This is a genomic window from Clostridium rhizosphaerae (genome assembly GCF_016765585.1).
Classification (GTDB): domain Bacteria; phylum Bacillota; class Clostridia; order Clostridiales; family Clostridiaceae; genus Clostridium_AT; species Clostridium_AT rhizosphaerae.
In genome coordinates this window covers 334012-348673 of sequence record NZ_JAESWC010000014.1, presented here as the reverse complement: position 1 = coordinate 348673, position 14662 = coordinate 334012, and the positions used below count along the sequence as shown (strand labels likewise).

Annotated in this window: 12 protein-coding genes and 2 riboswitches; of the genes, 5 read left to right on the top strand and 7 right to left on the bottom strand. The window is 33.1% G+C overall.

All coding sequences use genetic code 11. The annotated features are described in order from the left end of the window. Nucleotides 1-66: 66 nt before the first annotated feature. The 5 genes from lpdA to gcvT are packed head-to-tail and all read right to left on the bottom strand — an operon-like array spanning nt 67 to nt 5771. A complete protein-coding gene (gene lpdA, locus JK636_RS17715) occupies nt 67-1461 on the bottom strand; it encodes a dihydrolipoyl dehydrogenase (RefSeq protein WP_202750310.1) in 1395 nt (464 codons plus the stop codon). Between the two features lie 3 nt (nt 1462-1464). Continuing rightward, complete coding sequence (gene gcvPB, locus JK636_RS17710; RefSeq protein ID WP_202750309.1) at nt 1465-2916, bottom strand: aminomethyl-transferring glycine dehydrogenase subunit GcvPB; 1452 nt, start codon at nt 2914-2916, stop codon at nt 1465-1467. Nucleotide 2917: 1 nt separating this feature from the next. Then, nucleotides 2918-4258, bottom strand: coding sequence for an aminomethyl-transferring glycine dehydrogenase subunit GcvPA (gene gcvPA, locus JK636_RS17705; RefSeq protein ID WP_202750308.1), 1341 nt, complete (start codon nt 4256-4258; stop codon nt 2918-2920). Between the two features lies 1 nt (nt 4259). After that, nucleotides 4260-4643, bottom strand: coding sequence for a glycine cleavage system protein GcvH (gcvH, locus tag JK636_RS17700; RefSeq protein ID WP_202750307.1), 384 nt, complete (start codon nt 4641-4643; stop codon nt 4260-4262). Between the two features lie 21 nt (nt 4644-4664). Continuing rightward, the gene (gene gcvT / locus JK636_RS17695; RefSeq protein WP_202750306.1) at nt 4665-5771 is read right to left on the bottom strand and encodes a glycine cleavage system aminomethyltransferase GcvT; all 1107 of its coding nucleotides are present in this window, start codon (nt 5769-5771) and stop codon (nt 4665-4667) included. 61 nt (nt 5772-5832) lie between these two features. Further along, nucleotides 5833-5919, bottom strand: a riboswitch (glycine riboswitch). Further along, nucleotides 5920-6019, bottom strand: a riboswitch (glycine riboswitch). It lies immediately after the preceding riboswitch. A gap of 232 nt (nt 6020-6251) precedes the next feature. Here gcvT and JK636_RS17690 point away from each other — a divergent pair. Beyond that, nucleotides 6252-7232 carry a lipoate--protein ligase gene (locus JK636_RS17690; RefSeq protein WP_202750305.1) on the top strand — a complete coding sequence of 327 codons (981 nt, stop codon included), beginning with the start codon at nt 6252-6254 and terminating at the stop codon, nt 7230-7232. A gap of 103 nt (nt 7233-7335) precedes the next feature. Here the strand turns inward: JK636_RS17690 and JK636_RS17685 are convergent, their stop codons facing one another. Further along, nucleotides 7336-8643, bottom strand: a complete 1308-nt coding sequence (locus JK636_RS17685) for an Nramp family divalent metal transporter (protein WP_202750304.1) — start codon at nt 8641-8643, stop codon at nt 7336-7338. 184 nt (nt 8644-8827) lie between these two features. Here JK636_RS17685 and JK636_RS17680 point away from each other — a divergent pair, with 184 nt between their 5' ends. From JK636_RS17680 to JK636_RS17665, 4 genes are all read left to right on the top strand, one after another. Further along, a complete protein-coding gene (locus JK636_RS17680) occupies nt 8828-9295 on the top strand; it encodes a metal-dependent transcriptional regulator (RefSeq protein WP_202750303.1) in 468 nt (155 codons plus the stop codon). Nucleotides 9296-9422: 127 nt separating this feature from the next. Further along, on the top strand, nt 9423-11369 hold the full coding sequence (locus JK636_RS17675) for an HD domain-containing phosphohydrolase (RefSeq protein ID WP_202750302.1): 1947 nt from the start codon (nt 9423-9425) through the stop codon (nt 11367-11369). A 79-nt stretch (nt 11370-11448) separates the two neighbouring features. Beyond that, nucleotides 11449-12045 carry a superoxide dismutase gene (locus JK636_RS17670; RefSeq protein WP_202750301.1) on the top strand — a complete coding sequence of 199 codons (597 nt, stop codon included), beginning with the start codon at nt 11449-11451 and terminating at the stop codon, nt 12043-12045. A gap of 281 nt (nt 12046-12326) precedes the next feature. Beyond that, the gene (locus tag JK636_RS17665; RefSeq protein WP_202750300.1) at nt 12327-12776 is read left to right on the top strand and encodes a nucleoside deaminase; all 450 of its coding nucleotides are present in this window, start codon (nt 12327-12329) and stop codon (nt 12774-12776) included. Nucleotides 12777-12806: 30 nt separating this feature from the next. Here JK636_RS17665 and JK636_RS17660 read toward each other — a convergent pair whose 3' ends face one another. Further along, entirely contained in the window at nt 12807-14531 is a 1725-nt protein-coding gene (locus JK636_RS17660; protein ID WP_202750299.1) for a phospho-sugar mutase, read from the bottom strand. Between the last annotated feature and the right edge of the window lie 131 nt (nt 14532-14662).

Sequence of the window (14662 nt, the reverse complement as noted above, 5' to 3'; positions counted from 1 at the left end):
TGATATAAATAATAAAATTGAGTGGCAAAGATAACATTTTTTTACTACCTTGCCACCTTATTAGCTTTATCTTTTTATAGGAACTAAGTGAATAGCTTCTCCTGTAATTCCCATTACAGCCTCAGAGAAGGCTTCGGAAAGCGTAGGATGAGCATGAATAGTATTTTTAATATCATCAATCTTCATATTGTGAGTAATAGCTAAAGTACCTTCGTGTATTAAGTCTGATGCGTGAGGGCCCATAATATGAACTCCTATAATTGAGTCATCGCGAGCTATAACCTTAACAAAACCTTCACCTTCTCCGAGAGCAAGAGCTTTGCCATTAGCTCCAAACATAAATTTGCTTGTCTTATAAGGTATGCCTTCTTTTTTAGCTTCATCTTCAGTTATACCAACAGATGCAATCTCAGGAAATACGAATACACAGCTTGGTACTATATGGGTTAAATCTGAAGCTTTAAGCCCCATAATTTTTTCTGCTGCAAGCATACCTTGATGAGAGGCAGCATGAGCCAGCATTATTTTTCCGTTTACATCACCAATAGCGTAAATTCCTTTAAGATTTGTCTCATAATTAGAATCTACCTTAATTCCTTTTTTGTCAAAATCCATACCAATGCCTTCAAGGTTAAGCCAGTTTACTGATGGAGTTCTTCCAGCCGAGAGAAGAAGTTTTTCTGCCTCAACTTTAAGTTCACCTTTTTTACCTTCTCCATAAACTATATATCCATCGGAACTTCTTTCAATATTTGTTACCTTTGTTGAAAGATTTATATCTATACCTTTTTTCTTTAATGATACTGCAAGTCTCTTTGTAATATCACTATCTATCTGTCCCAGGATATTAGGCATATACTCAACAACAGTTACTTTTGTTCCCATAGCATTGAATATACAGGCAAGCTCCATGCCGACCACTCCACCGCCAATAACTATTAGAGATTTTGGTAGGCTTTCAAAATTTAATATCTCCTCACTTGAATAAATTCCTTCTAAGTCTGCTCCTTTAATCGGAGGAACAGCAGGGATAGATCCTGTAGCAACTATAATGTTGTTGGAGGATACTTCTTTATTAGTGCCGTCTTCACAAGTTATTGAAACAGTATTCTTATCTTTAAATACAGCTTTTCCATATATTACTTCAACACTATTAGCCTTTAGAAGCTGAGCCACTCCACCTACAAGCTGATCAATAATGCACTGCTTTCTGCAGTGTATTTTTTCAATATCAATACTAAAATCACTAATACTTATTCCAAAGTCATTTATATGTCCTAAAGTATTTAATATTTCTGCATTTCTATAAAGTACTTTAGTTGGAATGCAGCCTCTGTTTAAGCAAGTGCCGCCTAATTTATCTTTTTCTATTAAACATACCTTTGCACCAAGCTGAGCAGCTCTAATTGCAGCTACATATCCACCAGGACCTCCTCCGATTACTATTAAATCTTTATCCATTGATTAACCCTCCCACTTTAGTACAGGAGTTCTTGCTGCCTTAACCTCGTCTACTCTTCTGACAGGAGTATTATAAGGCGCATTTTTAAGAAGCTCTGGATTTTCTACTGCTTCTTTTGCAATTTTTATCATAGCATCTATAAACGCATCTAAGGTTTCAACGCTTTCAGTCTCTGTAGGCTCTACCATAATTGCATTGTCAACAATTAGAGGGAAGTATATTGTTGGCGGATGATAGCCATAATCTATAAGTCTTTTAGCTACATCCAGGGTAGATATTCCACTGCCATATTCCTTTAATCCGCCTAAAACAAATTCATGCTTACAAACTGTATCTAAGGCTACATAATAATCCTTAAGCTTTTCTTTCATATAATTAGCGTTTAAGACAGCTGTTTCACTAACTTCTTTAAGACCTTCAGCACCCATTGTAAGGATATAAGTGTATGCTCTTACTAGAATTCCGAAGTTTCCATAAAAGCTTTTAATTTTTCCTATAGACTGAGGTTTATTATAATTCAATATAAATTCGTCCTCTGATTTTTCAATAACAGGTACAGGAAGGTAAGGTATGAGCTTTTCCTTAACTCCAACAGGACCGCTTCCAGGACCTCCGCCTCCATGTGGAGTTGTAAAGGTTTTGTGAAGATTTAGATGAACAATATCAAAGCCCATATCTCCAGGTCTTGTAATACCCATGATTGCATTTGTATTGGCTCCATCATAGTATAATAGACCGCCAGCTTCATGAACTAGCTTTGATATTTCGCTTATATTTGTTTCAAAAAGGCCTAGGGTACTTGGGTTGGTAAGCATAAGTCCTGCTGTATCATCGCCTAAAACAGCCTTTAGGTTTTCTAAATCAACTGCACCATTTTCATCAGATTTTATTTCTATAACCTCGTAGCCTGCAACCGCAGCGCTTGCAGGGTTTGTTCCGTGAGCAGAATCTGGAACTATTATTTTATTTCTATTAAAGTCACTTCTGCTTTCATGATAAGCTTTCATTATCATAAGACCGGTAAGCTCTCCGTGAGCTCCTGCTGCCGGCTGAAGTGTAAATCCATCCATTCCCACTATTTCTGAAAGTTTCAGCTGTAAATTATACATAAGCTCAAGGCAGCCTTGAGTAGTTTCTTCAGGCTGATAGGGATGAATATTTGCAAAGTGAGGATTTGATGCCATGTCTTCATTGATTTTGGGATTGTATTTCATAGTGCAGGAGCCTAGTGGATAAAATCCTGAATCAACACCATAGTTTTTATTTGAAAGCAGAGTATAATGCCTTATTACATCAACTTCACTTACTTCAGGAAGCTTTAAATCTCTTTTTCTAAGAAGCTCGCTTGGAATCAAGTCTTCTTCGCAGCATTCAGGTACATCACAGTTTGGAAGTGTATAGGCTCTTCTGCCTTCCTTTGATAGTTCAAATATTAACTTACTGTATTCCTTCATACTACATCACCCCCATGAGATTTACCAATTTATCAATTTCTTCTTTGCTTCTCTTCTCAGTTACGCAGAATAAAAGAGAATTTTTAAGTTCAGAATAATTTTTTTCTAAGGAGTAACCTCCTAAAATACCTGCCTGAAGAAGCTCGTCACTAACTTTATCGGAATCTAGAACAGTCTCTACTACAAACTCCTTAAAGAATGGTTTATTAAATACAGGTTTGCAGGTTCCGGATTTTATTAACTGATTGTAAGCATAGTGAGATTTTTTCATGCATTGCACAGCAACTTCCTTAACGCCTTCCTTACCCATAACAGACATATAAACTGCAGCGGCAAGAGCATTAAGAGATTGATTTGAGCAGATATTTGAGGTTGCCTTTTGCCTTCTTATATGCTGCTCTCTGGCCTGGAGAGTTAAAACAAAGGCACGTTTTCCATCTACATCCTCTGTCTGACCAACAATTCTGCCGGGCATTTTTCTCATAAGTTTTGTAGTAGAAGCCATAAAGCCTAAATATGGACCACCAAAGTTCATGGCATTCCCTAAGGATTGGCCTTCGCCTACAACAATATCTGCTCCAATTTCTCCAGGAGTTTTTAAGATACCTAGAGATATTGGATCAACGCTCATTATAAAGATTGATTTACTTGAATGAACTATTTTTTCAACTTCTGTTAAGTTCTCAACTATTCCAAAGAAGTTAGGATTTTGAACAATAACTGATGCAGTATTTTTATCAACTACGGTTTGTAATTGTTCTACATTAGTTTCTCCATCCTTTGAATCGACTTCAATGATTGTTCCTCCGTGAAATTTAATGTAGGTATCTAGTATCTTTCGAGTATCAGGATGAACAGTTTTAGAAACTACTATATTCTTTCTCTTCGTATTTTCCATAGAAATCATTGCCGCCTCGGCACAGGCTGTTGCACCATCATACATAGAGGCATTGGAAACTTCCATACCTGTAAGTTCAGAAATCATTGTCTGATATTCAAAAATAGCTTGAAGAGTGCCTTGACTTATTTCTGGCTGATAAGGAGTATAGGCAGTATAAAACTCTGATCTTGAAGTAATATGCTTTACAACCGATGGGATATAGTGGTCATAAGCTCCTGCTCCAAGAAAGCATATTAAATCTTCGTCACTAAGATTTTTATCCGATAGATTTTTCAGCTCTCTCCTTACCTCAAGCTCTGACATAGGCTTGTTAATATCTAGTCTTCTATTAAGCTGAAGATTTTGTGGTATATCTTTAAATAATTCATCTGTGCTTTTTATACCAATACTTTCAAGCATTTTCTTTTGATCTAAATTAGTGTTTGGTATATAAGGAAACATATTATTCACCTTCTTTGCAGAGCTCTTCATAAGCTTCTGGTGATAATAAGCTCTCAAGTTGAGATTTATCCGTCATTTCAATAGCAACCATCCAATTTTCAAAAGCATCTTCATTTACTAAGGCAGGCTCATCTACTATAGTTTCATTAATTTCGACTATCTTTCCATCTAGCGGAATAAATATATCAGAAGCTGCTTTAACTGATTCAATAGCGCCCAAAGTCTCTCCAGCGCTCAATTCTGAATCTACTTCCGGTAATTCTACATAAACAATGCTGCCTAGTGCGTGCTGAGCAAAATCAGTAATGCCAATGTAAGCTTTGTTGCCCTCAACCTTTATCCATTCATGTTCTTTTGTGTAAAGTAAATTTTTTAATATTTTCATAATAAAATTCCCCCTATAAATTTATTTTTTATAATTTTTAGAATAAAATTTTTTACTAATTACTTTTGCTTTTACAGATTTATTTCTAATTAATATATCTATTTCAGTTCCAAGTTCAGTATATTTAGAATCAATAAGAGCTAGACCAATATTCTTCTTAAGCGTTGGTGACATATAGCCTGTAGTAACAAAACCAATGTTTTCTCCATTAGAAGTAACTTCATAGCCGTGTCTTGGAATACCTCTCTCGTTCATCTCGAAGCCAACAAGCTTTCTTTTTAAGCCCTCTTCTTTTTGTCTTACCAGAGCTTCTTTTCCTATAAAGCTTTTCTTATTCAGCTTTACGAAAAATCCTAGGCCTGCTTCCAGTGGAGTTATGTCTTTTGATATTTCATTACCGTACAGAGGAAGAGCAGCCTCAAATCTTAAAGTATCTCTGCATCCAAGACCGGCAGGTTTAACTCCATAAGTTTTTCCGGCTTCTAGTATGCTATTCCAGATTTTTGTTATATCTTCGTTATTGGTATAAATCTCAAAACCATCTTCTCCTGTATAGCCTGTTCTTGAAACAAGACATTTTATGCCATCAATAACTACATCTCTTCTGCAGTAGAAAAATTTAATATCGTCTAAATTAAAAGCAGTTAGAGTTTGAAGTATTTCCTGTGCTTTTGGTCCCTGAAGTGCAACTTCAGAAATTTCTTCAGAAATATTCTTAAGTTCTACCTCATAATTCATTTTATTTTCAAGCATCCATTGAAAGTCTTTTTCTACATTACTTGCGTTAATAACTAGGAGGTAGTCTTCTTTATTAAATTTGTAAACCAAAAGGTCATCAACTACACCGCCATTTTCATAGCACATAAATGTATAAATAACTTGGTTATCTTCAAGTACACTTATATCATTGGTAACTAAGTTTTGGACAAAATTAAAAGCATCTTTACCTGTTGCTTTTATCTCTCCCATATGTGAAACATCAAATAATCCGGCAGCATTTCGTACAGCCTCATGCTCTTCGATTATGCCTTCATATTGCACCGGAAGCATCCATCTCGCAAATTCTATAAGCTTTCCTCCATATTTAATGTGGGCATCATAGAGTCTGGTTTTCTTTAAATTGTCCATTTATAATTCCCCCTTTGAAAAATAAAAAAAGAGATATGAAAGAAATAGCAATGCTATGCACCTTCATATCTCTGTATGTTTACCTGAAAGTTTTAACATAATAAAATGTTTTTCTTCTTCGGCGCCCAAATGGGACTTTCCAGAGTTTCATCAGTCAACGGTAATTTTGCCTGAAAGTTTCTAAATTAATCGGAAATAATTTATTGCTTCTTCGGCTACCACAAAGTGATATCTCCCGTTAGCGTCATTTGATAGTATTAAGTTTTATAATATACATCTTATAATTATATGATAGTATATTCCTAATATTGTGTCAATTACATGTCGTTTAATTATTTATTTAACAATTAAATAGTTGAATGGGCATTTATTGTATATCATAATAGTTTATAAATACTCATAATATGACATTGTATATAAAAATTATATTTGATATTATTTTCTTATAATTTCAGCAACTGATTTATGGGAGGGGTAGACATGCTGTTTATTGATAATAATCTAACTAATCCGTATTTTAACCTAGCCACTGAAGAGTATCTATTGAAAAATTTTAATGAAGATGTATTTATGTTATGGAGAAATGAACCTTCGATTATTGTGGGTAAAAACCAAAATACATTATCAGAAATTAATTATGAGTATGTTAAGGAAAAATCTATACCAGTAGTCAGAAGATTAACCGGAGGCGGTGCGGTATTTCATGATTTGGGTAATATAAATTTTACTTTTATATCTACAGATGATAGTAAAAGCTTTACTAATTTCAGAAAGTTTACTCAACCAATTATAGATGTATTAAAAGAATTAAATATAAATGCAGAGTTTACCGGAAGAAATGACTTAACAATAGAAGGAAAAAAGTTTTCTGGAAATGCGCAGTGCAATTATAAAAATAAGGTTATGCATCATGGTACTTTGCTATTTACTTCAGTAATAAATGATATATCTTCTGCACTTAAAGTAAAACCAACTAAGTTTGAGGGCAAGGGAATAAAATCAGTTGCAAGTAGAGTTACAAATATAAGTGATCATCTAAAGACACCTATAACTATATTAGAATTTAAAGATATGATAATGAAGCATGTATCAAAAATGAATGATAATTATAGTGTTTATGAACTTTCAGAAGAGGATTTGGGAAATATAAAAAAGTTATATGATGAGAAATATAATACTTGGCAGTGGAACTATGGAAGTTCACCTAAATATAGCTTAGTTAATGAAGTAAAGTTTTCTGGAGGGAATTTAGAGTTTTATTTAAATGTTGAGAAGGGGAAAATTACTGAAATTAAGATATTTGGGGATTTCTTCGGAAAAGCTAATGTTTCTGATATTGAAAGCTTGCTGATAGGAGAAGAACATAATGAAGAGGTTATAGAAGCTGCTCTTTCAAATATTAATATTGATGACTACATTGCTGGAGCAATAGTTGAAGATATAGTAAAAGGATTAATGTAGTCGGCAACTTTAGTTGGTAAATATGCTATTTGAATTTTTTAAAGTTGTATAAACACTACAATTTTTACTAGTTCAAATAGCATATTTGCTTTAGCTTTATATTTTATACACTTCCGGTAAAGGTAAGGTAAAGCAGCATAATATTTAGTGATACTATTATAGTAGTTATTAGTATTCCAAGTACTTTTACCCAAGTTTTATTTACGAATATACCCATCAAATTCTTTCTGCTTGTAATGATAAGCATTGGAATTATAGCCATTGGAAGAGCAAAGCTTAGGCATACTTGACTTAAGACTAATGCTTTCATCGGATTTATACCTATAATAAGTATAAGCATAGCTGGGGCCATAGTTATAAGTCTTTTTATATTAGCAGGAAGCTTTATATCAACAAATCCGTCCATAACGGTTTCGCCTGCCATTGCACCTACTGTTGATGAGGAAAGTCCAGAGGCTAAAAGAGCCATTCCAAAGGCAAAGCTTGATAACGAGCCTAAAAGCGGTTCTAAGGATCTATGAGCCTGCTCAATTGAATCTACTACAAGTCCTTGGCTGTGGAATACTGAAGCGGATACCACAACCATTGCTGCGTTTACGATAAATGCAATATTCATTGCTATAACTACGTCTATCTTTTCCATTTTTAAATGTCTTTTTTTATCTTCCAAGGTTGCCTTTTTACCATTTCTACTCTGTACCAATTCTGAGTGGAGATATATTACATGAGGCATAACTGTAGCTCCAAGCATACCAGCAGCTATTAAAACAGCATTTCCATTAGGAAGAGAAGGTATTAATGTATGAATTCCTATTTGAGTCCAATCTGGTTTTGCAAGAACTAATTCAACAGCGTAGGAAATACTTATAACAGCTACAAGTACAGTAATAATAATTTCAATAACTCGCTGACCGTATTTTTGAAGATAAGTAATTCCAAAGGTAATTATTCCTGTTAGTAGCCCTGCAAGTGGAAGAGGAATTCTAAATAAAAGATAAAGTCCTAAAGCACCGCCAATAAATTCTGCCATGGTAGTTGCTATGGCAGCAAGTTCTGCTACAACCCAAAAGAACCAGTTTATTTTTTTGGAAAAAATTTTTCTGCACATTTCTGTAAGATTGGAACCTGTTGCTATTCCGAGTTTTGCTGACATTATTTGAAGAAATATAGCCATTATGTTGCTCCAGAGTATTACCCAGATAAGATTATAATTAAATATGGAACCTCCGCTAATATTTGTTGCAAAGTTCCCTGGATCCACATAAGCAACACTGACTACAAAGGCAGGGCCCAAAAACTTTAATAGGCTTTTAAATCTATTTGACAGCTTATTATTTATTTCTTTAACATTTACTGGATAAACTGCATTAGATTCTAATGCAATTTCTAACGAATCTTCTTGGTTTTTCATGTTAAAATCACCTCATATGCGATTAATTAAAGTTATAGAAGATTAAGTATTTTAGTCTTGGCTAAAATTATTTGCCTAATATAACATATGGATTATTAGATAAAAGTGTTACATAGTTGTAATTTTTTATAGATATACAGCATATAATTAATTAACAATTGTATTGTCAAAAGAAGGTGGAGTTATGAATAACAAAGATTTTTATACCTTTAGTGAATATATGAAAAAAGAAGATAATTCTCTTACTGCTTCTATGGAAGACTATTTAGAAATGATATATAGACTTTCAAAGGACTTAGGTTTTACAAGGATACATGACTTATCTGAAGCTTTGAATGTACAACCCCCTTCTGCTACAAAAATGGTACAGAAGTTGGCAGAGTTAAGTTTTTTGAAATATGAAAAGTATGGTGTTATTATGCTTAAGGAAGAAGGAAAAATGCTTGGAGAGTTACTATTAAAAAGGCATAATACTATAAAAGAATTTTTAGAAATGCTTGGGGTTTCAGAGAAGGACACACTAGAAGAAACAGAAAAGGTTGAGCATACAATAAGTAAGACCACAGTACAATGTTTTGAGACCTTTATAAATTTCATGAAGGAAAACCCTGATATTTATGAAAAATACAAAAGCTATTTTATAGAGCGGTAACGCTCTTTTTTATTTGAAAAATATAAATTGGTAAAAAGTTTTTATATGTGAATTATTACTTGATAAATACTTTCTAAAAAGCGATAATATTCATATGTGATAAGACTACTTTCAGGAGGGCAAGATTTTGAGTTTTGTAAAAGATAAGTCTATTGAAGAACTTTATAAACAACATATTAGAATGATAGGTATGGTTATATGCTTAATAATAATATCTGTATTTGTTCTTGTTTTTATTAATATAAGTAAAGGCAGCAGTGACAGCATGATTATTAATATCCTTGGAAGGCAGAGAATGCTTTCACAGATGATGGCTAAAGATGTAGGGAGAATTTATGAGTTAACTACTATAAGAAATGAAAATCTATATGATAAAAATGATGAAGCAAATATAGAGGATAAGCTTTTAAAAACTAATAAAGAACTTAGAGAATCTAAAGAAGAGTATGATAAAACCTTAGGAGCTATAGAAAAAGGTTATATAAATGCAGGAAGTACAAGAATAAATTTTAAAGGTACTTTAAATGAGCTTAATCCAATTTTAATTGAGCACCAAAAGGTTTGGAAAGTTTACAAAAACTCAATTGATTCTGTACTTAAAGATAATCATAATAGTAATAATTATTTACAATCAATAAAATATATTAATGAAAACAATGAAGTTCTTTTAAACTATAGCGATACTATTTTAAATCAAGTTTTAAACTATAATAATAAAAAAATCTTATCCATATATTATGCGTTATTGTTTTTTATAATTGCGGTGCTTATACTTTTAGTGGTTTTTATAAAAAGAGCGTATCATGATTTGCTGCTTCCTATAAGACAATTATCAAAAGGTATGTCAAATCTAAGAGTAGATAGAAACATCATGGAAAACACACAGGTGTTTTATGAAGTTCGCCAGGTTTTTAATGAGTTTAATAGTTTAGTTGGACTTATTGAAAACTTAAATAAAAATATCCCATTCAAAGATACTTTAAACTATATATTTAATAGTTTTTCAGCTTATATACCCTATACTTATATAGGGGTAGCTTTAATTGAGGATAATGGCTCTAGTATCAAGGCTTCTTATGCTGTTACAGGGAAATATCATGAAAATCTTCCTAAGAGGTTTCTGGGAAGAAAGGTATCTTTAAGTGAGACAAGCCTTAAGTATGTTGTAGACAGCGGTAAGGAAAGAATAATAGATGATTTGGAAAAGTATGTTGAGGGTAAAAAGGCAAAGGAATATAATGGAATTTTACTTGAAGAAGGGATAAGATCTTCAATAACATTTCCGCTTAAAAGTAACGATAAAGTTATAGGGATAATATTTTTTTCGAGTAAAGATAAAAATGTATATAAAAAGGAGCACATAAGATTCTTAAAAACTTTAGCAAATAGTATAGTATTAAGTTTGGAAAAAGACATTTTAATGCAGGATATGGTAATCAGTTCTACACTGGCTTTGGCGAAGCTTACGGAAGAAAGAGACTCAGATACGGGAGAACATCTTAATAGGATGAAAACATATGCTAAAATGCTGGCAAAATTTTTATCTGAGGAAGAAAAGTATAAGGATATAATAGACAGAGATTATATAGATGATATAGAAAGATTTGCGCCTCTTCATGATGTAGGAAAAGTAGCTATTCGTGATGAAATTTTATTGAAGCCGGGAAAGCTTACCTATGAAGAATTTGAAACAATGAAAACCCATACTACTTATGGAGCAAGAGTACTTAGCATGGCAGATGAAAACTTAGAAAAGCATGGGAGAAGTATTTTTACACTGGCTGTAGAAATAGCAGAAGGGCATCATGAAAAATGGGATGGAAGTGGGTACCCCCACGGAAGAAGTGGGGAGGAGATACCTTTAAGCGCAAGAATAGTAGCTTTAGCAGATGTATTTGATGCTTTAACAAGTAAGAGACCATACAAGAAGCCTTTTACTTTTGAAGAATCAATTAATATAATTAAAGATGGATATGGAAAACACTTTGATCCGTATATTATTGATGTATTTATAAAAAATATTGAATCAATTAGAAATTTGTATGACGGTTTTAAAGAAGGAAATTTACTATAAATGTTTTATTGCAGTGTAATAATTAATGGTAATTTAGGCAGAATATAAGAGGTAAATAATATTAACTGGAGGGAATATTATGCCTTATACTTTACCTGAATTACCTTATGCTTATAATGCACTAGAACCACACTATGATGAACAAACAGTTAGAATTCATCACGATATGCACCACAAGGCTTATGTAGACGGACTTAATAACGCGGAAACAAAGCTGGCTGAAGCAAGAGAAAAAGGAGACTATGCTTTAATAAAGCATTGGGAAAGAGAATATGCCTTTAATGGAGCAGGACATGTACTTCATACAATGTTTTGGAATAATATGAAGCCAAACGGAGGCGGAAACCCAACTGGACAAATAGCTGATCAGATAAACAAGGATTTTGGAAGCTTTGAAAACTTTAAAAAGCAGTTTAGTGCTGCAGCAACAGCTGTAGAAGGTTCAGGCTGGACAGTTCTTTGCTACAACAAGATGTTTGGAAAACTTGTAGTTTTACAGGTTGAAAAGCATCAAAACCTTACTCAATGGGAAGTATGTCCTCTTCTAACTGTAGATGTTTGGGAGCATGCTTACTATCTTAAATTCCAAAACAAGAGAGCAGCTTGGGTAGAGACATTTTGGAATTTAATAAACTGGGATGATGTAAATAACAGATTAAACAGTGCTTTAAAATAATTCTTGGTTAAATTTCTAATCACCGCAAAAATATATAAAATATATTTTAAGAGCTGATTGCTGCGCAAGAAGTTCTAGGCTCAGAATAGACACAAAACCAAGTGTTTTCGTTAAACTCATATTCATTCAAACAAACGAACAACACTAAGGCTTTGTGTCTATTCTTTCACCAAGAACTTCTAAAGCTTGCAATATGATTCTCAAATATATTTTATTTATTTTTATTGGGTTAGTAATTTACCAAATAGAGTATGTTAATTCAAGCAGGTGGAAGGTATGATATGAAAGATTTTTATATGAAAGAAGCCTTAAAGGAAGCATATAAGGCTATAGATTTAAAAGAAATACCAGTAGGAGCAATTATAGTAAAACATAATATAATAATAGCTAGAACACATAATCTCAAAGAAAGCTTAAAAGACGCTGCAGCTCATGCTGAAATATTAGCTATTAAAGAGGCTTCAAAAGTATTAAATAATTGGAGACTTAAGGACTGTGAGATGTATGTAACCTTAGAGCCTTGTCCTATGTGTGCTTCAGCCATTGCGCAGGCTAGGGTAAGTAAGCTTTATATAGGGACCTTCGACCCAACTTCAGGAGGCTGTGGTTCTGTAATAGATGTTTTAGGACATGCACATTTAAATTACAAGGTCTCTGTTGAATGGATGTATGATGAGGAGTGCAGTTATATACTTAAGAATTTTTTTACTAATAGAAGAAGGCAAATTTAGGCCGCTTTTAAAAAGCGGCCTTGGTTATTTTTATTTAACAGAATGCAATTTGCCTAAAACAACTTCTTCCATAGAAGATATTTTTTCTTCTGCTGCTTGATTATTATCTGCTTTAGAATATAAGTAAATTTTTATTTTAGGCTCTGTACCTGAAGGTCTTACTGCATACCAGGAGCCATCCTCTAAAGTAAACTTTAATACATTTGAAGCAGGAATATCACTCTTTGTTTCGCTGCCTGTTATAATATTAACCTCTTTTCCATACTTATAGTCAGCATACTGAGTAAGTTTTACTCCTTTTATTTCTGTAGGATATTCTTTTCTGTAAACTTCCATCATTCTGCCTATTCTTTTGCTTCCCTCAACACCTTCAAGCACTAAAGAAATCTGCTTTTCTCTATAGTAACCAAATTCCTTATAGGTCTCTTCAAGTACATCAATTAAATTTTTTCCCTGTTTTTTATAGTAAGCAGCAGCTTCACAAAGCATCATGGAAGATATTACTCCGTCCTTATCCTTAACAAAATCACCAGTAACATAACCTATACTCTCTTCATATCCAAAAACAAATTTATAATCTCCTGTCTTTTCGAGCTCATTTGCTTTACCACATATATTTTTAAATCCGGTTAAAGACTCGAAGGTCTTAACACCATACTTTTCAGCAATAGTCTTTCCAAGATTTCCGGTAACTATTGACTTTACTATAAATCCGTTAGCTGGAAGCAGTCCTAATTCTTTTCTAGCCTCAACAATATATTTTACAAGCATTGCCCCGGTTTGATTTCCATTGAAGGATACATATTTTCCATCCTTATTTCTAACCATTATGGCAAGTCTGTCGCAATCAGGATCTGTAGCAATTAAAAGCTCAGCACCAAGCTTTTGACCAAGTTTTTCTGCGTATTCAAAAGCTCTAGTATCCTCAGGGTTAGGGAAAGGTGCAGTAGTAAAGTCAGGATCAGGATTTTCCTGCTCAAGAACTACCGAAATATTAGAAAAGCCTCTTTCTCTTAATACTCTTCTGACAAGTACATTTCCAGTACCATTTAAAGGTGTATATACTACCTTAATATCTTTATCAATATCTTCTCTTAATGCAAGCTCTTTAACCTTTGAAACATATATATCATCAATCTCGCTTCCAAGTATAGTAAGAAGATCTTTATCTAGAGCCTCTTTCTCATCCATAACTTTAATATCTTCAAAATTATCTATTTTTAATATATTTTCAGTAATAGCATCAGCAAGGTCTTGACCTATTTGAGCGCCGTCTTCCCAATAAACCTTATAACCGTTATATTCCTTAGGATTATGGCTTGCAGTTACAACTATACCAGAAGCAGTTTTTAAATGTCTTACTGTAAAGGATAATAGCGGTGTAGGTCTAAGACTTTCAAAAAGATATGCTTTAATATTATTTGCTGCTAAAACAAGAGCAGCTCTCTCTGCAAATTCCTTTGAAAAATGTCTGCAGTCATAAGCTATGGCAACTCCTCTATCCATATAGGACTTCCCTTGGCTCTTAATATAATCAGCAAGGCCTTGGGTAGCTCTTGAAATTATATACATATTCATTCTGTTTGTTCCCGCACCAAGCTTCCCCCTAAGCCCTGCAGTACCAAACTCTAAATCCTTGTAAAATCTATCTTCTATTTCTTTTTCATCCTTTTCAATTGAAGCAAGTTCATTTCTTGTAGCTTCATCAAAAAAGTTATTTGTTTTCCACTTATTATAATTTTCTTTATAGTCCATGATTTCCTCCCTAATAACAATTATCTTTAGATAATATTTTCTATTTGCACTAAATATTATATTACTATTTTAAACCTAAAGTAAACAAATATGTAGCATAATTATTGTTTACTTCAAAATAATATAGTATA